Source organism: Pseudobutyrivibrio sp. AR14 (genome assembly GCF_900101325.1).
Lineage (GTDB): Bacteria > Bacillota > Clostridia > Lachnospirales > Lachnospiraceae > Pseudobutyrivibrio.
In genome coordinates this window covers 29,650-52,950 of the sequence record NZ_FMUY01000003.1, presented here as the reverse complement: position 1 = coordinate 52,950, position 23,301 = coordinate 29,650, and the positions used below count along the sequence as shown (strand labels likewise).

Here is a 23,301-nt window from a genome sequence, read left to right as displayed (position 1 = left end):
TCCAATTCAAACACTAATCAATTATTAAATTATCCCTATTAATTATATCGTAAAAAAATCCATTATGGTGTAACTCCATAATTAATTCATAGAATTTATATCGTCTATACGGTAATGCTAATCTTCCTTACCGGATAGTCTAAGGACACTGATAGCCTATGTCAAAGTGACTGGATATATGCATCCATGCAAGCAAGCCTTGCTAACACATAAGATTTAAATTCTGATAGACCAACACTTGGGTCGTTGTAGGAGCCTGCCATATATTTTGCCTGTGTACGGGCAAATGCGCCCGAGCCATAAATGTCAGCCTCGTATTCATCAAGCATTGCCAAAATATTTTCATCAGACCAAGCATCTGCGCGAAGTTCTTGATATCGCTCCTTTATCTCGGAATTGATAGTAGCATCGCCAATTGCAATAAGGCGATAAACAGTACCCCACTCTAGAGGCAAATCATAATCTGGCCTGCTGTACTGACCCTCGGCAGCCTCAGAAACATATCTCCAAGTCTGATCCATATCCCAAGGTGTAAAAAGAAGCTCATGGCCCTCGATACCCTGGTCTGAATTTTTGATGGTCACGTACATATTTTTAACATTGCCACCGTAGACATTGTCAACCGCCTGAGTCAATTTATAAAGGAGCCAAAGGTCGATGGCATTGTCCATGTCAGTGGTCATCCTGACAACATTAGGGTCAGGAGAATAATTCATATTTATATAGAGCTGAAGCAAAGTGTTGTAGTCGGCTGCATCACCATCTTTTATAGAATATCCCGGCAACACGTATGCGCCACCTGAGCCATCAGGATACTCCTCATATGTAAGATCCAGGTCGTACTCACTCATGGTCCAGTCCTTTTTCTTAAAGGTACTCTCACCCTCGCCGGTGCCAAGCTCCTTGGCATCAATCCTGTAGCATAGGGCGTATAGGCCATGGTAGTGACCATTGAAAAACAGCTCGATGTATTTGTACTGGGTAGAATTATTTACCTTCCACTCATTATGGTCAGTGCAGGACTCATACCAGAGATTCATGGAGAAAACATTTCTCACCTTTTCGTAATCACGATATGATGCGGACAGCACCCAGTCGTCATCTTTTCGAAGGCCCAGGAGATTCTCTTTTCTTTTTTCTCCCTCGAAATCATTTTTATCTGAAAGAAGGCTGAAGCGATAGCCCTTTAATGGGTAGCCTGCAGTAGACTGACCGTGACGTCTGATTTTTGCATCGGAAATAGTGGTGCGGCTCACGTCGTCAAAATCAGCCCGGTTGTCAAAAACATAAATAGAGCTTCCCGTATAAGAAATGATGTCAAATGTATCATCAAGGCCCTGCTCTGCCACAGTAGCCTCATCAATTGCCACGTTCATCACAGGAAGAGTGGTGCAAACAAGATTTGCTATGCTAAAACTTTCCTTATTATAAATAACAAGTTCTATAGGTTGATTAGCCGCAATAATCTCCGGAGAAATCTCAGGGCCGTGGAGGGATACAGTCAGCCCCTCATCGGTGAGTACCTCCGGGCAAAAAGCAGTGTCAGAATTCTCCACAACAGAATAGTAAAAACTATTGGTATCGCTGTCATAGATAAGGCTCTGCCCATCAAAAGAAATATTGATAGTCAGGGGCAGCTCACTTGGCATACGGCTAGTGACAATGCTCTCATAGGCAGCATCATCTATGTATAAATCAGCGGAATGAGTCACTGCAATATCGCTTTTGTGAGTAACCAAAACCACTGCTGCTATTATCAATGAAATCCCAATAATCACTATTGAGGTTAATTTTTTCTTTGTCATTTATCTAAATAGTTTGCCTTTCAAAATACTTATGTATTATTATAGCAATATCGAGTTTTGAAACAATAACTAATAGCGAGGAAGTAAAATTGGAATATCGCCATGAATTGAAATTTATGGTGTCTGATTTAACTATCGAAAAACTGAGATACAGGCTGGCGCCATTTATGGAAAATGACGAACATCAGCAGGGTGATTTTTACACCATTAGAAGCCTTTATTTCGATGATTATTTTGATAGCTGTTTAGGTGAAAATCTAGCGGGCACCGACGATCGATTTAAATATAGAATCCGTTTTTACCGTGGCAATTTAGACTACATTAATCTGGAGAAAAAATATAAAAAGCGGGGCATGACTAAAAAAAAGTCAGAGAGCCTTGATATTAACCAGGTTAAAAGCTATCTGGCAGGTGGTTATGATGAGACAAATGGACGTCTCACCACAGAACTTTTAGCTGCCAACCTAAAATCGGGAATGCAGCCAAAATGCATTGTAGAATATGACAGATGTGCATTTGTTGAGCCAGCGGGAAATGTACGAATCACATTTGACATGAACTTGCGCGGCAGCACCGAGGTGGAGCGCTTCCTGGACAACGATGAGGAATTTGCCCTGCCAGTTATGAATCCTGGCATGCACATACTTGAGGTAAAATACGACGAGTTTTTACCACGACACATTTTACAGCTAGTTGATATTAATAATTTACAGCGACAATCATTTTCAAAATACGCAATAGTAAGAGAGGTATTATCATGAGTTTTTCAGATATTATTAAGAAATCAGTTCTTGAGAGTTTTTCTACAGCTGATATGTCAGCAAAATATGTTTCAGTTGTTTTAATAGAGACATTCCTAATTGCACTTTACATTTTCATGGTGTATCGCTTCATCACCCGAAGCAGCTTCTACAATAAGAACTACGCCATCTCAATGGCAATCATTTCAGAGATTACAGCCGGCATCATCTTAGCGATGCAGTCAAATCTTGTTATTTCTCTTGGTATGGTCGGTGCTCTTTCTATCGTAAGATTTAGAACAGCCATCAAAGAGCCAATGGATTTGCTCTTCCTGTTCTGGTCAATCGGCACTGGTATCATTTGCGGCGCAGGCCTTTTCTCACTAGGCGTACTTATCGCTGTATTTGTTACAATCGGAATCGTGCTTTTAAATCTTGTTCCAGCATTTTCAGCACCACAGCTTTTGATTTTAAAATTAAATGATTCTGCTGCAGAAAAGCAGGCAATGGATGTTGTTAAGAAAAATGCATCTAGCTTCAAGGTAGACTCAAAGTCAGCAACAAGCTCAGCTGTGACTCTCATCATCGAGGTGAAGACAAAATCTGGCAGCGACATGGTAAATGAACTTGTCAGCCTTGGCAGTGTAATATCTGCTACTCTCATGGAGCATGAGGGCGAGGTTAAGAACTAAGATAGCATATAATGAACAGGCCCTGTGCACACGTAGCACAGGGCCTGTTGGTTTATTCTAATTCTTCCTTGCTCCAATTGACTGATTATGCCTTCTTTGATTATTTGTCTGCTGATAAGAATCATTTCTGACAAGTTGCTTTTTATTTGGGGCTGAGGATGTTCCTGCATCACGCCCACTAGAAGCAGATCTAGCGTTACTACTAATTCCTCCTTGCCCTAATTCTCTATATATTAAATCATTAATATCCGTACTACTACTTCTTCTTGAACTTATTGTCTCTTCTGAGGCTACTTCTTTTCCCTTACCTTTTGCCTGTGCGCTCCTTCCATTTCCTATTTCAGAATTTGTACTTCTATCACTATGGTAGTCTGAAATATTATTGCTTGCAATAACAGAATCAGTGGAGAAATTATAGCTTTCTGCCTCTCCTTTATCTGGATGAATATATGAGGAATAAACCATTCCCGCTGATTGAGCCATTGCACCATGATTTCTAGTATAGTTTAAACTAGCCCATCGTAGTGGATTAGTTGCAGAATTATAAGTAGCTGCTTGTCTTTTATCTGGAGAAATATATGACATTTGAACCGTGTCTGCCGTTGGTCTATTATAGTTTTCTGACTTTCTTTTATCTGTATTATTATTTTCCATTCCATTCGCTTCTGCAGTAGATGCGTTCCGCAATCGTCTATCCTTTCCATCACGGTGAAGGCTAGCCCATCGTGGCGGAAATTTTTGTCGTATACTTTCGTTTTGTCCAGCACCGTAAGCAGAAAGAATATCATTCACAATAGCTTCTTGATTATCACTCAAAATTCCAGTGTTCTCAAGAGCAGAATCTATTGCTGCATTTTGAATTTCGGCCTCTCTTTTATCTGGATTGACCTCCCAGAAACGTACAGTTCCTCCTCTCACCAGTCTTTCTTCTGGTCTCTCATTCAACTTTCTTTTAGAATTCCCTCTTAGTTTTTCTTTAATTTTTTTAAATAAATTAGCCATTTATTCACCTCCTTTATCCAATTGACTGACTATTCCTTCTTTGATTATTTTGATTATTTGTCTGCTGATTAGAATCATCTTTGACAAGTTGACCGCTATTTCTTCTTTTAGAATTACTATCAGAACTTATTCGATCATAAGTACCGCGATTATGACTTATATCAGAAGAAAAATAGCCTGAATTATGCGCGTTATCACTACCAGCTTCGATAGAAGAATTATCAGCTCTTACATCCGTATCATTGTTAAGACTTTCTCCTCGTTGGGGATCCTCCACTATCGAACTTTCATCTGTACTATTACCGTATGGAACTTCTTCGTGTACCGAATTCGCAACACTCTCATTAACCTCTTCCTCTTGGGCAGCTGAATTACTCTCACTCTCATGAACAGAAGCTGCTGCATTATTATTATTTTCTGCTTCTCCAATCTCTGACCCTTCAGTTGTTTCGTATCCAACTTCTACATGTATGGACTCAGTATCTACATTGGTTTCATTACTTACCGTCACATCTATATCTGCTCTTTTAAGGTACGGCTCAAGTTTATCTTGGTTCAATCTATCATCAAAAGCTCTGACAACAGGATGGCTAGATACTCGTTTGGGTAGTGCAGGTGGTGTTTCACTTGATATATTACTAGCAGCTAATGGTCTTACATCCGTATCATTGTTAAGACTATCCACTCGTTGGGGATTCTCCACTATCGAACTTTCATCTGTACTATTACCGTCTTGTACTTCTTCGTGTACTGAATTGTTCTCACTCTCGCTATCTGCTAAGTAATGCGAGAAAATCTCATCCCCATGATACCTTTCCCCATGGGCTTCCGAATTACGCTCACTCTCATGAGCAGAAGCTGCTGCAATATTATTATTTTCTGCCTCTTGAATATCTATATTATTATTGGAGTTATTATCCATTACATTTGGTTCTACAGTAGATATTCTCTGTTCAGGTCTTCTAGCATTACCATGCTGAACTCTAGCTACCCTAGGAGAATTTCTGTGGTCACCTTGTGTAGAATTCCTAGCTATGCCTGTGTCAGGTTGTGCAATCTCTCCTTGTTCTTGCCTCTGTTGCTCTCGAGCTGCCTCTGCTTGTATTGGTCTTCCACTTTCAGCTCCATTATAGTTAAGACTATCCACTCGTGGGGGATCCTCTGGGCCTGTTGAATTACTCTCACTCGCATTAGGTGTTGGTGTATGCTCAGCATTCCTATAACCATTTGCCGGAGATACAACATTTAATCTTGTATTTATATTATATCTAGTGTTAAGACTAGCCCCGCGTGGCGGAATATGAATTTCTTCGACTGTAGAACTATTACCTATACGTCTTATTGCTTCCCCCTGCCCTTGTTCTTGCCTGTGCTGCCCTCGAGCTGCCTCTACTTTTAGTTGATTGGTGGGTTGATTATTTTCACTCCCTTCCTCTATTATCGTAGAAAGTGGTCTATTCATATTTCCTCGCGCCACAGGATTACGTCGATGTCGGACATTACTATTTCTCTGATTATCTGGATTCAATTGTCTCGCGCGCTGTTCTGCTTCTTCAGGAGTTAGTGGCAACGGCTCGTTTCTATATCTCGCGCGCTGTTCCGCATATTCTTCAGGGGTGCGTGGTAACGGCATGTTACTATATATGGCTCTCTGCCTTGCGCGTTCTTGTTGCGGATTCAGTGGAGGATTGGTGTTTCTCATTCTAGCCATAGTATCTGGAGAATACCATTCTTCCGCTCTGTAAAACTGCATAGTATTAGGATCCACCCCATTACTGTACAAATAATTATAAGTGATATCATTAATATCATTATCATTTACAGGGAATGCGCTTACTATACCTAATTCGTTTTCTCGATTACATATATTCAAAATGTCTATGGCGTTATCATATTGTTCAAGAATTCTATCTGCTTCATTCGGATTTAAGTCATAGTTTTCTCTTATAACATCTGCTGCTCTAATGTACATATTCAATCTTTCATTAAGTCTTCGCCGCAGGCTTATGTTACTCTCTTCTTCTGGCCTTGCTTCTGGTCTTGCCTCTGGTCTTGCTTCTACTCTTGCCTCTGGCCTCCTTGCAGCGCGCCTTCTTCTTAATCTCTTTCTAATCTTCCCAAATAAACTAGCCATTATCCCATCTCCTTTTCTATGTATTTTTAACACTATTTTTAATTCAATAAAAATCAGCTGGTTTTTTCCAAAAATAAAATTAAAATTTATTTTTTATTAAATATAAGCAAAAAATACCAGGACTTTTAATCCTGGTATTCTAAATCAACTTATTCTATATAAATTTTTATAAAGAAATCTGTCTTCTCATATTCTGTTTCTGTGTTCTACTTATGTGTTGGGCATTATTTATCCGCATCTTAGACTTGTTATTCTTCACTGGTTCATTTGAATAACTATCATTTCTGTCTATTATATTACTTTTTTCAGCTACATTTGTTGGAAGTACATCTACGCCAAATTTATTTGCGAAGTCTTTACACCCATAACGTTTAGCTACATCATGCCCTCTAAAGAAATCTTCTTGTGAACCTTTTGAACTCTTGGACAATTCAATATTTTTTAGTGCTAAGCTTTCGCCAGAATTAATGCTTCCATATTTTGAATAACTATTATTTATTTCTGTATCAGATTTAAAAATACATTTTTTCTCCGGAATATATCCCTGACCAGATTTAACATCTGCACCTTTTTCTAATTTTGATAAATCCACAGGAATATTTTTTCCCGTTTCTGGTTCATAGTAAGCTCTGGTTGGATTCTTTGTATTACCTGCATGAGCCCCTTGGTAGTGCTCGTTGTAATCTAACGCTTGGATATTCCTCCAATCACCTGCATACTCCGGATACTCTGCTACATTCATCATGTGATGTCCAAAGTATTTCTTTCCATTAATATCAATAGCTGCATCGCCATTGATACTCTCCATTCCTGTCTTCTCAGAAATATTTAAAATATCTTCTACCTGATTCGGAGTCCAGTCTCTAGTACACTTTCCTTCTTTTATGAGGGATTGTTCGTGGGTCCAGAAATCTTTGACAGCTTGGGTACGGATATCGGAAATGAACTTTGTCTTCTCTTCTTTTGATAATTCATCAAGGAAATCCAGTCTATCATCTACTGATAGCTCATTAAAGGCTTTTGTCATTTCTTTCTTTGATTTAAATTCACTATCAAAGAACCGTTGTTCAAATACGTCTAGATTCATAAGTTCTTATCCCTCCAAAGCCTTTATTTTCTCATCAAACTCTTTTATTCTTTGAAGTCTTCTCTTATCTCTATCTGTTCCATCCATATTTGATTTTATGTTTTCTCTTAATCTTTTTAATCTTTCTAGTTCGCTTTCCTCTTTAACCTCCTCAGGCTTTCCCATCAAACGAATTATTTCTTTTAGCGCTTTATCAAAAGTGCCATATTCGTAATTGATGCTTCCTTCAAAAAAGCTCACAATATCCCCAGTCTCTTTTGAAAAGCATACAACTTCGCCATCACCAATTTGCTCTCCGATGATGATCAAGTCATCTGGTACATACTCTGTTCTAAAATTCTTTGGCGAGAAAAATGACGCAGTTGTGCCATCAATTGTGCAGTCACCTGAAAATCTTAGCCACTGTTTATATGATTCTGGAATACTAATGCCATTTTCCTTCTCCCATTCCAAAATCTCATCTTCACTTACTGGGTCAGAAAAATTAGTTCTGCCCAACTCACCGGCTTCTTCTTTTATATCGCAGTACTCAAGTAACTCCTCAATTACATCCTTTAATTCATTATTCTCTGATACCATCATTTCTTTATACATTTCCTATATCCTCCGCTCTAATAAATAATTTTTCATATCATTTATTATCTTTAATATAAAACAATCATTTCATATATTTATCATTATAGGAAAAATACCAGGAATAATCATCCCTGGTATTTCTCAATTACACTATTAATGATTATATATGTTTTTAAAGAAAACAGTATCCGCGTTCTCTCCTTCATAAGTCTCCGCCCAAGTATTAACTGTATCACCAGGAATATTCTCTTCCTCTCCACCGCCAATAATATGACCATCTTTATCTAGTACATAGCCATATCCCATTGGCATAAACATAGAATCTATTTCACTGTCCGAAGAATATGTTGCCTCAATATAGTAAAACTGATCTTTTTTTGTCAATTCCGTATTGATTTCATAAGGTACATACTCTTTATCTGATGGTTCTACTGAAAAATTATTCCATCTGACATTTCCCGACGGCTCATCATATTCACTATCATATTTTATGGCAATTGTATTATTTGGTCCCAATTCCACATCAGATTCAAATATATCAGCAACCACATCTCCCGATGCATTTTCTATATATCCTTCACAAGAAAACTTTACTGCTTGGTCCGAAACATTTGTATAAGCTACTACCAAGATATTGTGTAGGCTATCCTGCTTATCAAAATACGCTGTTTCTGAAATAACTATACCATCATTATCTGGTGCACTATAAACTACATCCCAATTTACCTTTTTATAATTAGTATCTAAAGCATCTATTTTTGCCTTAGTATCATCTGAAAGTGGATTCTCTGATGCAGTTTTTTCTCCAAAGGCTGCTGCATCTTCTTCCTTAGATTCCTCAACTGTCTGACCAGCTTCTGGTGAAGAATCCTTTACTGAGTCATCACTTGATTTACCACAACCAACTAAAACAGTTGCTGCCATCATAATTCCTAAAAGCTTCTTAATATTTTTCATAACAAGTCCTCTCCTTTAGTAAACTGAACAAATACACTTTACAACATTAGTTTCCCTCAGGTTCCTTTTCCATAAGAACTTCTTCTGGTCCATAGTATGTATCACCTGTCGAATACAGAACTGAGAAAGTACGACCTGAAATATTTTCTAGTGCAAATTGACATTCACCTGCAACAGCTTCCTCTAGATTCAATGTAATCTCATTATCTTTTTCTTCTATCATCTCTACATTGCCCTCTGAATCTGTAAACATGAGAGTCGCAGGTCCAGCATTCTCAAGTGGGGTAAGCTTTATTACAGCACAGAATGGATCTGTACTATCAATAGTGTATTTCCACTCTGCCGTAGATGGAGAAGCTACCTCTGGTACTTCCTCTTCCAATTCTTCAGTATCTTCCGCATCAACTTCCTCGCCCTCTTCATTAAACTCTGGCTTTGATGGATCATAGATGACTTTTCCATACTCATCATACTGAAGCAATGGAACATTCCAGTCGATATTTTCATCATATGGCATGCCATTATAGGCTTCTACATCCTCGTCATCTACAAATCTAAAAAGTGCTTCGCCATTTAGGTAATAGTATCCACTGCATAACCATTCTGGAATATCTACAGATATACAATTTGAATGCAAAAAATCATATCCATGGCACTCAAAATCCTCAAACTCCGTAAATGTATGCTGATTTGCAGTCAACATATAATCCTGAAAATACGTGCCCGTATAAAACTCACAAACATATTGCTCATTCTTTTTTAGTCCAGTAACAATTCCACTTTCTGTCACATTATCTTCAGTAAGACTTGCTTTGCCAACCTTTTCTAGATACAGTTTTTGTACACTAAGTCCAGCTAAATCTCCTGCATCACTATCTGTATTAACATATTGCTTAAAATCCTTAGCATTAGTCTGCATATAGGTTAAATAATAATGACCTGCAGCATCTGGTTTTAATGATGTCACTCCAATGGAGTAACCATTTTCATACATTCGAAGAAAATCGTAAGTATCTGGCACTTCTTTCTTACTTACATATATAATTTTATCAGCTCGAGTCACAGTAGGAATCAACTTGTCATCCTTTGTATCTATCCAAACAGTATAATTAGCTTCAGAGGAATCCTTATCTTTATTTTTAAGATTGCTATTGCCCTTTGGACAAAGAATAAATTCATTGTCCTCTGCAGTAATCTTTTTACCTTCACAATTTTTCCAAATGTATAGATGTCCATCTTCTAAATCTTCTACACTATTAATGATTTCTACATCTTTTTCTTTTGCAGAAGCTTCGCCTCCATCTATTATTCCAAGTTTCGATAAAACAATACTTGCAATTAAAAGCAATGATACTACTGCTATTATTCCAATTAGAATCTTATTTTTCATCTCTAACTCCTAAAGGTTTACACCATTTTCAAAACTTCGTTTGAATATTTCATTCTACGCCTAGCTGATTGAACTATATCTTCTGGTATAGAACTAAGAGATTTATTCTCTAATATCAAACAGATTGTATGTGCAATAAGTTCTATCTTTATATTTGCCTCATACAAATATCTTTTTCGCTTGAATCCATTCCCATATCGCTTTAGCAGAGTCCTCGCTGTTGCAATTTCATAACTTGTAAATCCTCTTTCAGAAAGATTCATCTCATTGCCACCAGCCCTAAGCGCATCCATACAATGCAAGGAATGGAATACATAAAACTCATACTGCACTAACAAATATTTATATGCCAATAATTCATTTTTATCTTCAAAATTTATAAAAGGCTCAATTTCTCTTCTTACTGCAAAATTATTATTTCCACCATACAAGATGTCTCTTTTTCTTAATCGTTCAAAAACACTTACATAATCAATTTGCATGGATGATCTCCTAACTATTTTCCTGCTCCATGATATAACCTACGGTATGATGAGTCATATGATTTTCCTTATATGACTTCAAGCCAAAAATAACAAAAGCAAATATAAGAATGAATGCCATTAATACCACAACCAGAATGAGGCTTCTCCTCTGTCCCTCTGGTGTGGATACAGCTTTTTTCCTCTCCTCTCGCTGTTCCTCTACTTTTAGCTTGCCAGCCTCTTCTTTCATCAGGGACACATCTTCAGTAGACCTAAAATTAACATATTTAATAGGCTTAAAAAAAACTAACTTTAGATAAGCACCAACGGTCATATGCTCGTTCTGATTAGCTCCAAACAAAAACCCCAATCCTACGAATATAAGTGATGCAAAAAAAGAAAGTAAAAAAGGAGCCTGATAAATTATCTGTGTAACAACAAAACAGGCCACACCAATAATTACGTTTCCCCACAAAATAACCTTTTGTGCCATTGTTTGATGGGCTAAATATTGAATTCCAAATAAGGCATCACTATCTATTTCTTCTAAATTTATATTTCTTTCAAATTGTACTGCCACTTTTTTCTCCTAACTAACCAAACACCTTTGCAACTAAACTATCCATTGATTTTAATAATCCAGCTATAATTATGGCTGTCATATCCACTTGCACTATCGTTACAAGAGCAAAAACTATATCGTTACCAGTCGCATTAGGATTTTTCATAAACATATTACCAAAATTAAATGTAGCAAACAGTGCATTTCCCAGTCTTATAGCCGTAATCATAAAAGCTCCAGCTATAGCCAGACCTAACAACGATTTACCATAATGCCACATCATCCTCTCACCTTCCCCAGAACATGCTCCTATTCCCAACACAATCGCAGAAAATGGTAGTATTACAAGTGGCTTTATAATCCTTTCGAAGGCTACACCTATAACTGTAAGGCCTGTAGCACCAAGTATTATAATAGATGCCAAACCTCCAATAAAATATATAAGAATAGTAACTACTAAAGATAAGGCGTCCAAAATATATTCTCCAATATTTAATCCATGACCTTTTACGCTCAAATCCAAATGATCTATCGCGTTTACCACTGCATTATTGTCTGCATCAATCTGTCCATATGCTCCGCCAGTTTTAATCGCACTTGTTATTTCCGATGCAAAATCTATTACATAGCCTGTGATATCCCATAAATGGGCGGATAAATATAAAATAATTGCATACTTCAAAGCATCAAGTAAGAACTTCTTAGCTTGTTGCTCTGGGGGCGTACTACATACCGTTTTGTAAATAGCAATTATAAAAAACAAAGTAGCCAGTGGCACAGTACAAGCTGAAATCGTATTAAATATACTATGCGCCGTATCGTACAATTGAGATGACTGACCACTTCTATAGGAATCAGCAAACATATCGCATGACAGACCTATCATAGCATTCCATATTTTATAACCAGCTTTAAAAAGAGCCTTCATCGCTTCTTTCATAATTCATTCCCTCGTTTAAAAAAGCATAAGTGCCTTTATATTGAAGACACCTATGCTTTTTTCCTTCCTACTAAACACCAAAGAGACCTACAATAGCTGTCAAACCAAGCAATACTGCACCTGCCACAATTGTAAATACGGCCTGATGTTCACCCTGCTGATCCAGCTTCTGGAATGCAAGTGCAAACTTGATTCCTCCGTAGATAATAACTAATCCACCAATTGCTCCAGCTATGTTTGTAAGCACGTCTTTCAATTTATTAATTTTGTCTACATAACCTGCTAAAAGATATAATTTTTGAATTGGTAAAAGACTCATTACATTTCTCCTCTCTTATTTTAAGTTTTGTTTTATGTCGTCCATATTTAGTTCAAAGAACTATTTTCTTTTTTTCCATTTTTTATTAATTTGCGTAAAGAATTTCTTCAATCTCCTCTATGCTCATAGTTGGATTAATATATGCAGTGATGTCATCCATACGAACATTAACATTTAATATTACGTCTTCCATAACATCAATCTGATGTGGTTTAAAGCCTTTATCCATTAACTTCTTAACCATTAATTGTCTATCACCATATTTTTCAAAATCAACAACTACATCATCCGCCTCTTCATCATAGTATTCACTGCCATCTGGTCCAATAGCAGGGCTATTTGCTGCCTTTCGTAAATTTTTAGGCACATAATAATCCTTTCTACAAAGAAGTGGCATAAGAGGACTATTCTGGAACTGAACCTTTGGCTCATAAAGTGGATTAGAACCCTTAACAATAATTGCCGCAGGACCATCCTTCTTCATAGAATACATCTCCTGTGCAGAGAACAATGGCTTCTCCATAATGTCATCTGTGTGACTAGTTGAACCCTGCATTCCATATGTATTACCAATAGATCTTTTATGAATAGTCTGATTTCCAAACATCTTACTTAAGTACTCGCAGGAATCCTGATCTGGAGCACCTAGAATTTCAATAATAGAACAGTTACCAATCAAATCGTGGTCCATATCATACTTAGGGAACTTTCTCTTAAGCTGAATTAAGTTCTGTACAATCATAAATGCAGACATATTTCTGCTTCGCATAGTAGAAAGTCTCTCTACGAATGAGTCCGGCAGAGTTACATTGGCAAACTCATCCATCAAGAATGTCAAATGCTGTGGCAATGTTTCATGGAACCATGGATCTGCCATTGTAAGATGGTAAAGTTCATCAAAGAATAATGAATAAATAACTGAAACAATCCAGTCAAAGTAATGCTGATTCTCAGATGTTACAAGATAGAGAATTCTCTTTCCTGTACTTGAGTTCTCGTCTGGCTGACTGTATCCAAAGTTTTTCGAAATATCGATTTCATCTTCACTCAAAAGTTCCTGAACGCATCTAAGTTTCATATATCTACAGTGGGCATCAAGGGAAGCTACAATTGAAGATGTAGTCTCAGGTGCACCATTATAGTATTTTTCAATATCCACAAAACCTGGGAAATGAGTGCCATCACCCTTGTGCTCTGGAGATTCTCTCCATCTCTTATCACAGTCAGTTACAATTCTAAGAATACCCGGTTCACAGTCAGGTCCACCGACCAATTCAGGATTTCCATTATGATCTGTGGCCATGGTACCATCCTGGTTGTATTTTGGCATACCATAGTTTTCAATCTGACCTGTTCCAGTCTGATGAACAGCTGTAGCCTCAAGAAGCTTAACAAACTCTTTCCAGTTTTGTTTTTCAGGTGGTCTATCATAGTGAATGATATAAAGTAAGCAGGTCAAAAGGATTTCCGCAGAATCCTCAAAGAACTGGTTAGAACCACTTTCAGCACCTGGCGCTGTTGTGGCCTTCATAAGAATCTGTGCCATCGACATAATCTCAGACTCATTTCTTATATATCTGAAAGGATTAAAGTGTACCGACATTGACATTGAATCCTCGGACTCAACATTCAAAACCATTACCTCATAACCATTGTCCTCAAAATACTGGGCAGTCTGATGAAAAAGCTCAGCCTTAGGGTCAGTAACAACGTAATTTCCAGCCAGCTGTGATAATACTGGTCTAGCTAATCTAAATGATTTACCTGTTCCAGGAGGTCCTATAACAAGGGCATTTAGGTTAGAAGTTTTTTCGTTATCGATATTTACATATACGCCTTCTGCAAGCCAATAATTCTTGGTATTAACTCTATATGGAAACTGCAATCTTGGGAATTTCTTTCTAACTTCCTCTTCTTTATCACCAAAATTAACCTCTACCAAATTATTATTGTCATGATTTGCAAATTCATTGGTAAAAGCTTTTGCAGTTGCCCATGAAGCAGAACCATACTCCTCCCCCTGGAAGTCGTATGAAAATTGTGTCTGCTGGAAAATATAAAAAAGTGTCCAGGTAAATACAAATATTCCAATAAATATTGGAGCGTGCTCTGTATATTTAACTATTAAATTAAGTGGCGACGCTGTATAGTACTCAATGAAATTTGGAAAAAGTGTACCTATACCTCCATCTTCATCCCATACAGCACCAAACATCATACCTAGATATGTAAGTAATAATGTAACCGCAAGCCATGTTAATAATATAGACTTCGGGTCTTTTTTTTGGGCCTTTCTTATCTGGCTCATAACATCTTCTCCTTCTAAAAAAACTTATGCTTACCTTTGAGGGAATCAGCTTCAGCATTTTCTTTTGCTCCTTTTGCATTCTCCTCATTTACTCTATCTTCGATTTCGTCTCTAAGAATTTTCTTTTTTTCCTTATCTATTTGTTCCATCAAAGAGTAGCTATCATCTTTTCTATCTAAATCAAATAAATTCATAACACTCATTCTTATTATTTACGGTGTGCATATAGCAAATGCATTTTTACTTCGGAGGGGTCCGTAAATAACTCCCTCATCATTGTCAAATGCCTCCACAACATATCCATTTCCCACGTATATAGCTACGTGATAGATATAGTTCCATTTATCTTTGTTCTTATCTCTAACTTCATCTGGTGGATCAGCATAATATATAAGGTCGCCTACTTGAGGTGGTTTAGATGTATCCTGCAGATATTTACCCTGATTCATCAACATCTCAGCTTGACCTGCTGCAGTACTAGCAGTTATATCTTTTCCAATATGTTTTTCAACATCATATGCCAGTCCAGAACAGTCATAGGAATCAGGGCCTGTTCTTGACATTCCGTCATTCACCTCATCAACAGTAGTATATTCTTTACCAACTTTCTCTAATGCATATCTAATAAGTTTCTCCTGGTCGTCTGTAAGTCCTTCTCGCTCTGCAACCAATTCATCTATTTTATCTTCAGAAAAGGTGGCGCTCTCTCTGGTACTATTTGAATTGTCGTCATCATCGCCGCCAATACCAAAGAAACTTAATATACTTCTAGCTATACCTGTAATGGCTGCTACTCCAGCTATAACTGCGACAAGTAACATCAAAAATGGAAATATATATGTCAATACGTTAGCTATAGCGGATGTTATCAACCCAATTATGTATCTTTTTAATTGTTCAAGTGGATTTAATAGTTTGCTAGCTAAATTTTTTGTTAGTTTATCAGCCAGCTTCATAGCCTTCTTTTTTGCTGCAGCTTTAACAGAGTTATTCACATTACCAACTAAGCTCTTATTTCCAGCAGCATATAAATCATCCGAACTAAGACTTGAGCCAGTTCTTAAATCATTTCTCGCAGCATCCACCTTCTTAAGAGCTGTTATAGCAGCTTGCTTCTTTGTAGCTTTCCTTTTTAAAGCATTTTGCTTGGCAAGTGCCTCTTTTGCAGCATTCTTTTTATCAACCAAGTCAAGAAAGTAATTTTCTCGCTCCGTACGCGGACCTATTCTATCGCTATATAGCTGACGATTCTCCTTATAATGCTTGCTTAGATTTTTAACATCCTTCTTTTTTAAATCATATTTCTTGCAAATTTCTTTGCGTAGTTCTTTATAATCCTTAGTCTCTTCCTTATAGTTTTTATAAGCCTCTTCAGCTTTCTTTTTGTATTTCTGCTTAGATTTTGTAAGTATTTCAATAGGATATTTATACAGACTCGACTCTGCATTTCGCATATCTGGAAGCACAGTCTGTTGGTCTTCGGTTAATCCTTGTTTTAAACTGTTATATGGGTCCGAACCGTGTTCTTTTACTATCCAGTCGGCCGGTTTTTTTGACCATCCCACGGCCTTTTTATAGCCATGATAGGTCATAACAGATGCTTTTTTCGCTTTATCTATGAGACCTCTATCTCCCATGATTATGCCTCTTTTCTATCTACTGCATCCTTAACAACGTCCTTCGTTTTCTTAACACCTGCATCGGTATTAATAATCTTATAGATTTCACTTTCCTTTTTAACAATCATGTCAAAAGGAACTGTGACTGGTCCCATTTTAAGAAGACCTGTACCACTTACTGCATTATCAACATAAGCAAACATAGCTGGTGAAATGCTAGGTAAAAATCTCATAAGCATTTCTTTGTCCTGTGTTGACTGCGATAAAAGGAAGAAACTCTCTGTATTTGAGAAAATCTGAGAAAGATTTGCGTCATTATCGGAACGAATCAAATCACTCATGTTCTGAGTAATTCCAGTCATAAGACCACTCATCTTTCGAACCTCTTTCCACAGCTTCAGTACGAATTTAGCTACACACTCAATTCCTAGGAGCTCGTGGAACTCATCAATATATACGTGAGTCCATTTACCATCATGACCATTTCGTCTGATTGTATTTCTTACCATTTCCATCATAACTACCATGGCACTTACACGGATATTTTCCTGGGTATGAGATAAATCAAAGGAAATAAATCTACTGTCCAAGTCCACATTTGTACGATGATTGAATAATGAAAGGGAACCATTTACAAATGTGTCCATCATCTTAGCAACATGAGTAGCATGCATATCGTTCATATCCAACAAGCACTGGTAAATATCCTGCAATGTAGGAGAATACTGTCTTACCTGCTCCTCTCTAGAAAGAGATGTATATGACTCATTTCCAAATACCATATCGCTTCGCATATGCTTTGGAATGACAAATTCAGACTCCGCATTTCCAAGACCATTAAGCTGTCTACGTGTGGCATAATTATCATTGTAGACTCGCTCAATAGCTTTATTTAATACAGGAAGCTCATCCTCATTTAGATCTCTTCGGATGCATGAGCTTATAAGTGTCTGAATAAAGTCGGCTTTTTCATAAATTACGCCCTCTAACTCGCTGTACTCCACACCTGTAAAATCAACATCAAGAGGATTTACAAAAAGCTGCTTCTGAGGGTCAAATGAAATAACTGTGCCGCCAACAATTCCAGCTAACTCATAGTAATCCGCGTTAGGATCAATCATGATAAACTGGTCATCCTTATATACGGTAAATGAGCAAATAGTCTCCAGCTTAGCTGCAACTGATTTACCAGAACCTGACTGACCAAGAATAAGACTATTTCTATTTTTTAACTTTTTCTTATTGGCAAAAATAGCGTTCTTGGAAAGCTGGTTGATGCCATAATATACACCACCCTTGTCATTAAGCTCTTGGGTTTTATATGGCATAAACATAGCTACCGATGTGGAAGACATATTGCAAACATGCTTGAATTCCTGTATTCCAAGTCCCAAACATGTATTGATGCCCTCTTTTTGCATGGCAAAGCAATTCTGGAACTCAATTGATTTTAAACTTGCCGACGAAATGACCTTTTTTTCAATACTCTCTAGGTGTTCCATATCATCCGCCATGAAAAGCATGGTGATTGTAGTATTGAAATAGTGCTGGTCCTCATCATTAATTTCTTTTTCAAACTCTTCAATCTTTCTATTTGATTCTAGAAGTGTTGCAGAAGCTTCCGCCAAATAATCATTTTGATTACGGTTTCTTGTCTTCTCATTTTCGATTTTCATACCTACCTTCATATGTTTTCTCTGTAATTCCTTCTTGAGAACGTCTGTAGGTAAAAGCTCATTATTAACAGAAATATAAGAAGTACAATTAATCTGCGAAAGTTTACTAATAATATCTGCTTCAAGAACCTTTGGATAGTCATGAATATAAATGACTTTTCCAACCTTTCCATTCATATGGAATAACTCATTTTCAAATCTCAGCGACCCCGGCGAAATTGTATTTAACCAATCTCTTCTATATTTAATCTCTTCATCTAAATCAAACTTGAAGTTTGTATGAAGACCAATATGTGTAAAATTATAAAGAAGCTGCATTCTCTCATTTGTGGAAATAGGTGTCATTACTGAACCTGCAATTCCCTCTGCAGCCTGGTCAATAAATGCTGTTCTAATGGCTGTATCCATGCTGGCAAACATAGACCTGGCATCCTTCATATCATCAGCCTTGCATGTGAGAGTAAAATAAATACTCTGGTACAATCCCTGCTTTGCATCTGTAAGCTTGTTGGAAATCACATCGTTAAAAGCATGTCTTAAAGTATCTAGCTTGTCACCTGCAAGCGGATACAAAACTTCTTTTTTGAACTCTGTCTCATCCACATACTCATTGGCTACGATATAGGAAAATCTACATGGTACAGACTCAAGAACTTTTGAAAACCAGTTAATGATTTCTGCCTGTTCACTATTTGTCACGCCCATGAAATTTATATCTGAAAGCCTAAACTGTTTTGAAAAATATGAATTTGGTAACTCAAAAATACCTGTATCATCTACACTTACAATTGAAAAAAGCTGCTGTGCATATTCGAACTTTTCATGCAAAGGTTTATCTTTTTGCTTTGTTCGTGCATATTCTGTCATTATCATTTGGACATCCTCCAACTTATAAAACCAGTTTCTTTACTTGTCCCACCGGAATATTTCTCATTGAGTGGTAATCTCTAATTCCGTATGAGAAGCTACTTTCTAACACATCTGCGGTATTACCATAAACAGGTGAAATAACCATATTTCTATCACAGAATAATCGCTGAACTGCATCGATAACTTTATTATTCAGCTCCGCATTTTCTGTAATAACTACAACGGTAAATCCTACATTGATGAAGCAATTCTCAAATCCTTCTATTTCTGTGTTATAGCGTCTTTCTATTACTCGCTTAAAATCATCATTTGTCTCATCATCAATAGGTTGAATATCTGTAACCATCATGATTGGCTTGTTGATTTTTAAAAGCTCGCTCAGAAGTTCTTCATTTATTTCACTAGGGAACTGAATTACCTGAAGGCAGGCTCCCATTTTTTCATTTGATGTGAAATAATCATCCTTTACAACGATGTCACCAAAGGCATCCATTTTCCAGTTCGACTTTTTCTTAGTTAGATTCTCGAAGTCTACCTCTGCACCTTCATATAAGAAATTTCTTCTAACCTGGTTCATAAATGCATTTAAAGAAACTGGAACAATATTTACCTCATTTGAAATACTATTAAGGGTCTTAACTTCAACACCTAACTGATTCTTTACGCTTTCGTAATCTTCTCCATCTACAAAGAAAGTGATGTAATCTGTGCGGACAAGCTTTCCTGACTCTGCCATATTTAGATTTGTTGTGATTCGCGCTCTAATTGACAAGAATCTTGTAAGCTCATCAATGAATTGATTTCTGTTATCTGGATTCAATCCCTCAAGCTTATATGTCTTAATCCAGTGATTTTCATTCTTTCTGATTGTTCCTGCCTTTGTATCGAAAGCCACGATTCCAAGTGCATTAAAAGTATTTCTACTTACAGGACGAAGTCTTCTATTTAGCTTTTCAACTTCTTTTCTATGAAGCTTCTCATTAATCTTCTTAGCTTTTCTAATTTCCTTTTCTTGCTTTCTCTGCTGACGGCTCTCTATTTTTTCTTCCTTTTTCTTAAAGCGTCTTCCATCTGCTGCAGGGTTGACGCTTCTCTTTTTCTTCTTCTTGGCTTTTTTCTTTTTACCGTTATCATCAGATTCATCATCACCTGTAACAAGTCCGCCTACAAATGCAAACTCATCTAACTTAACAGTTTCTCCAGAGCCATCATTTTCATAAACCACTAAACCATCAGAACGTCTAACAGGTCCCTCCGCTTGTGGCGCCTCTATTTTCTTTACTTCAATATCGCTCTCATGCTCATTAAGCTGAATTGGCTCAGCAATTTCTCTCTCATCATCCTTTAAATAAAAGTTATCGCTCATCTCTATACGCATCCTTTCTATTTCGACTTAACTACATCTTTATATACTCTTCTGAATTTCAGTCTGTTCATATCGTAGTCATAGCCGTCTATTTCAAGTATCTCCCTTACTCCAAAATGACTCATATGAACAAGAACAAATGGAACAACTGTCAACATTTCCTGCAGTGTTTCCATTGGATAATCAGATTTATATCTGGCACACTGCGCAAGACGAGTTACCGAACTTGCGGCGTCATTACTATGTATTGTTCCCAAGAATCTAGCACCTGTATTAAGGGCGGTTGTAAATACATAGAGGGCTTCGGCACCCTTAATCTCACCGATTACAAAGTTGTCAATATCCTGCAAAAGTCCAAGCCTCAGCTCATCCTCAAGTGAATATTCCTTGTGACTTTCTCCCTGGTCAAATGCCATGGTGTGCTCAAACTGCATCTGTGGATGCACATCTGAATACAACTCATCCGACTCCTGAGAAATCAATACTGACTCGTTAAATGGTATCCAGTCTAAAAGCTTGTTAAGCAATGAAGTCTTACCAGAACCACCGGAACCGGAAATCAAAAATCCATACTTGTTATTGATTCGGTCGCGGAAATATTCAACCATATCATCATCAACCATTCCCGCCTCTTTTAGATACTCCCATGAGTATTTTTCTGTAGGAATCTTTCTTATATGAATATTGTTGTCATCAGTAGAAACAAGTCTTCTATCCTGCCAGTCAATTCTCAAGTAGTAGGCATCATCACATTTTCTATCTGTACAATATGTAGCGATTGTATTTATATTATTTTTGATTCTATGAATACGTCTTAATCTGTCGTACCAATCGTTGTAATCCTGCTCTGACATAAATGAAACATTGGTTTCATATCTTCTACCAGATGCCTTGCATACTATTCTGTTCCAAGCCAAGACCTTTATATCCGACACATCCTGGGCATTTAAAAGTGGAGTCAAAACATAGTAGCCAAACACCGCATTCTGAAACATACTCAGAATCTTTCTTTTTATTTCCTCATTTAGGTCATTAAATTCAAAGTCCAGATAATTTTTAGCTCTATTCATAAGCTCTAGGAAATCCTGCTCTGTTCCTTGAACCGTCTTTACGATTCTAGAGACATTGATATCAATAATGTTCGCCTTTAAGTGCTTATATATATCCATCATCTCTGTATCGTTATAAGCTGACTCAACCTCATATGTACTTGACTCTAATACATGCTCCTTTGGAGCACTTGGAATATAGTTCAATTCCGACATATTAAAACCTCTTCTAAAAAATACTTTTTTACAACTCTATTTGTACTTCAATAAAAAATATTGCTTTTTTCCTTTTTATAAAAAAAAAGAGTAATGGACCTAGGGGACGGGGTTAGTGGTCCATTACTCAATAAAAAAGGATCTGACTATCAAGTCAGACCCTTAATAAATTAACAAACCAACAATTCTTTTAATCTATTCTCATCAATACCATTATTGCAGGCAATGACAGTATCATCTATAACAATAGCAGGTTTACTAATTATTCCATATTCACTTGCATATTCAATGCTGTCCGTGTATGTAAGTTTTACAGCAACATTTGATTCTTTAATAATTTCTTTTAATTGCTCATATAAATTGTAACCGCTCTTGCAGCAGCTGCTTCCCACAACAGTAACATTCTTTAATTCGCAGCCCTCTACAATATTTACAAATTCATTATCATTACTACTATTCTCTGTTTGCTTGTTCCATAGATTAAATAAATTCATTTCCCCATCCTCAAATCAATAATATATTTTGTATTATGTTAAACGTGTATCCCACTATCATAATTCCCACTAAGCATATTGCTAGGAAGGCAAAAAATAACTTTCCTTTTACTATTTTTTTCAGCATTATCAATGATGGCAAAGAAAGTGTAGTGATGGACATCATAAATGCCAAAATCACTCCAAGATATGCTCCCTTTTCCAATAAAGCTTCTGCAATTGCAATGGTCTGAAATATATCCGCATATACAGGTGCACCTAATACAGTCGCTATTAATACAGCAAAAGGATTTCCCTCACCAAGAATTCTCACAACCAGCTCTTGAGGAATCCAGTTATGGATAAATGCTCCTACACCTACTCCAATAATTATGAAAATCCAAATGTTCTTAATAGTATTAAAAGCATCTCCAAGCCCGATTTTTATTCTATCCATCTGGGTCTGATTCATAATTTGAACTTCAGTAGATTTCGCCTTTTTTCTAACAAACTCTTCTACTTCATTCTCCATATGAAGGGCTCCAATAATCCATCCACCTACAATTGCAATTATCAATCCTGTAACAATGTAGACGGCAGCAACCTTCCACCCAAAAACGCTTGCTAACAATACACATGAGGCAATATCAACCATTGGTGAAGAAATCAAAAAGGAGAATGTTACTCCCACAGGTAATCCCGCATTAGTAAAACCTATAAATATAGGAATAGATGAACAGGAACAAAAAGATGTAACAGTACCAAATAATGCAGCTACAACATTTGCCCATAAGCCGCTAAGTTTGTTTAAAACAGCTCTCGTCTTTTCAGGAGGAATATACGTATCAATATATCCAAAGATTGAAATCAGGCTAAAAAGCAAAAGCATAATCTTAATTGTGTCATAAACAAAAAAATGTATGCTTCCTCCCAGCTTGCTTTCAATATCAACTCCAATCATTGTAAGAAATCTGCCGGTACATGTAGCTAACCATTCCATTCCTAACAATTCATCTTGCAAAAATTTAAGTATTTTTCCCATTATGCCTCCCTAAT

Annotated in this window: 21 protein-coding genes; 2 read left to right on the top strand and 19 right to left on the bottom strand. The window is 36.9% G+C overall.

What is annotated here, in order from left to right:
• Window positions 1-161: 161 nt before the first annotated feature.
• Window positions 162-1,805 (bottom strand): CotH kinase family protein, encoded by a 1,644-nt coding sequence (locus tag BLP50_RS03615; protein ID WP_090151169.1) that lies wholly within the window; start codon window positions 1,803-1,805, stop codon window positions 162-164.
• Between the two features lie 107 nt (window positions 1,806-1,912).
• Here BLP50_RS03615 and BLP50_RS03610 point away from each other — a divergent pair, with 107 nt between their 5' ends.
• Window positions 1,913-2,566, top strand: coding sequence for a polyphosphate polymerase domain-containing protein (locus BLP50_RS03610; RefSeq protein ID WP_176753666.1), 654 nt, complete (start codon window positions 1,913-1,915; stop codon window positions 2,564-2,566).
• The gene (locus BLP50_RS03605; protein WP_090151160.1) at window positions 2,563-3,237 is read left to right on the top strand and encodes a DUF4956 domain-containing protein; all 675 of its coding nucleotides are present in this window, start codon (window positions 2,563-2,565) and stop codon (window positions 3,235-3,237) included. The genes BLP50_RS03610 and BLP50_RS03605 overlap by 4 nt, the downstream gene beginning before the upstream one ends.
• A 57-nt stretch (window positions 3,238-3,294) precedes the next feature.
• On the opposite strand, the gene BLP50_RS03600 is transcribed toward BLP50_RS03605, so the two are convergent.
• From BLP50_RS03600 to BLP50_RS03515, 18 genes are all read right to left on the bottom strand, one after another.
• Window positions 3,295-4,239 carry a hypothetical protein gene (locus BLP50_RS03600; protein WP_090151157.1) on the bottom strand — a complete coding sequence of 315 codons (945 nt, stop codon included), beginning with the start codon at window positions 4,237-4,239 and terminating at the stop codon, window positions 3,295-3,297.
• A 13-nt stretch (window positions 4,240-4,252) separates the two neighbouring features.
• Window positions 4,253-6,373, bottom strand: a complete 2,121-nt coding sequence (locus BLP50_RS03595; RefSeq protein ID WP_090151154.1) for a hypothetical protein — start codon at window positions 6,371-6,373, stop codon at window positions 4,253-4,255.
• Between the two features lie 166 nt (window positions 6,374-6,539).
• On the bottom strand, window positions 6,540-7,460 hold the full coding sequence (locus BLP50_RS03590) for a hypothetical protein (protein ID WP_090151151.1): 921 nt from the start codon (window positions 7,458-7,460) through the stop codon (window positions 6,540-6,542).
• A gap of 6 nt (window positions 7,461-7,466) precedes the next feature.
• Window positions 7,467-8,054, bottom strand: coding sequence for an SMI1/KNR4 family protein (locus BLP50_RS03585; RefSeq protein WP_090151148.1), 588 nt, complete (start codon window positions 8,052-8,054; stop codon window positions 7,467-7,469).
• 135 nt (window positions 8,055-8,189) lie between these two features.
• The gene (locus BLP50_RS03580; protein WP_090151144.1) at window positions 8,190-8,993 is read right to left on the bottom strand and encodes a hypothetical protein; all 804 of its coding nucleotides are present in this window, start codon (window positions 8,991-8,993) and stop codon (window positions 8,190-8,192) included.
• A gap of 46 nt (window positions 8,994-9,039) precedes the next feature.
• The gene (locus BLP50_RS03575) at window positions 9,040-10,383 is read right to left on the bottom strand and encodes a hypothetical protein (protein ID WP_090151141.1); all 1,344 of its coding nucleotides are present in this window, start codon (window positions 10,381-10,383) and stop codon (window positions 9,040-9,042) included.
• A gap of 17 nt (window positions 10,384-10,400) precedes the next feature.
• Entirely contained in the window at window positions 10,401-10,865 is a 465-nt protein-coding gene (locus tag BLP50_RS03570; protein WP_090151136.1) for a hypothetical protein, read from the bottom strand.
• A gap of 10 nt (window positions 10,866-10,875) precedes the next feature.
• Window positions 10,876-11,427 carry a hypothetical protein gene (locus tag BLP50_RS03565; protein ID WP_090151134.1) on the bottom strand — a complete coding sequence of 184 codons (552 nt, stop codon included), beginning with the start codon at window positions 11,425-11,427 and terminating at the stop codon, window positions 10,876-10,878.
• Between the two features lie 13 nt (window positions 11,428-11,440).
• Window positions 11,441-12,349, bottom strand: a complete 909-nt coding sequence (locus tag BLP50_RS03560; protein ID WP_090151132.1) for a hypothetical protein — start codon at window positions 12,347-12,349, stop codon at window positions 11,441-11,443.
• A gap of 70 nt (window positions 12,350-12,419) precedes the next feature.
• Window positions 12,420-12,668 carry a hypothetical protein gene (locus BLP50_RS03555; RefSeq protein ID WP_090151129.1) on the bottom strand — a complete coding sequence of 83 codons (249 nt, stop codon included), beginning with the start codon at window positions 12,666-12,668 and terminating at the stop codon, window positions 12,420-12,422.
• An 85-nt stretch (window positions 12,669-12,753) separates the two neighbouring features.
• Window positions 12,754-14,976: a type IV secretory system conjugative DNA transfer family protein gene (locus BLP50_RS03550; RefSeq protein ID WP_090151126.1), complete on the bottom strand. Its 2,223-nt coding sequence runs from the start codon at window positions 14,974-14,976 to the stop codon at window positions 12,754-12,756.
• A gap of 14 nt (window positions 14,977-14,990) precedes the next feature.
• On the bottom strand, window positions 14,991-15,170 hold the full coding sequence (locus tag BLP50_RS03545; RefSeq protein WP_090151123.1) for a hypothetical protein: 180 nt from the start codon (window positions 15,168-15,170) through the stop codon (window positions 14,991-14,993).
• 18 nt (window positions 15,171-15,188) lie between these two features.
• Window positions 15,189-16,613, bottom strand: a complete 1,425-nt coding sequence (locus BLP50_RS03540; protein WP_090151120.1) for a C40 family peptidase — start codon at window positions 16,611-16,613, stop codon at window positions 15,189-15,191.
• A 2-nt stretch (window positions 16,614-16,615) separates the two neighbouring features.
• The gene (locus tag BLP50_RS03535; protein WP_090151117.1) at window positions 16,616-19,144 is read right to left on the bottom strand and encodes a VirB4-like conjugal transfer ATPase, CD1110 family; all 2,529 of its coding nucleotides are present in this window, start codon (window positions 19,142-19,144) and stop codon (window positions 16,616-16,618) included.
• Between the two features lie 16 nt (window positions 19,145-19,160).
• Window positions 19,161-20,507, bottom strand: a complete 1,347-nt coding sequence (locus BLP50_RS03530) for a hypothetical protein (protein WP_090151114.1) — start codon at window positions 20,505-20,507, stop codon at window positions 19,161-19,163.
• 17 nt (window positions 20,508-20,524) lie between these two features.
• Window positions 20,525-21,772, bottom strand: coding sequence for an ATPase, T2SS/T4P/T4SS family (locus tag BLP50_RS03525; RefSeq protein ID WP_090151111.1), 1,248 nt, complete (start codon window positions 21,770-21,772; stop codon window positions 20,525-20,527).
• A 170-nt stretch (window positions 21,773-21,942) separates the two neighbouring features.
• Window positions 21,943-22,266, bottom strand: coding sequence for a thioredoxin family protein (locus tag BLP50_RS03520; protein WP_090151109.1), 324 nt, complete (start codon window positions 22,264-22,266; stop codon window positions 21,943-21,945).
• A gap of 10 nt (window positions 22,267-22,276) precedes the next feature.
• On the bottom strand, window positions 22,277-23,287 hold the full coding sequence (locus BLP50_RS03515; RefSeq protein ID WP_090151106.1) for a permease: 1,011 nt from the start codon (window positions 23,285-23,287) through the stop codon (window positions 22,277-22,279).
• Window positions 23,288-23,301 lie beyond the last annotated feature (14 nt).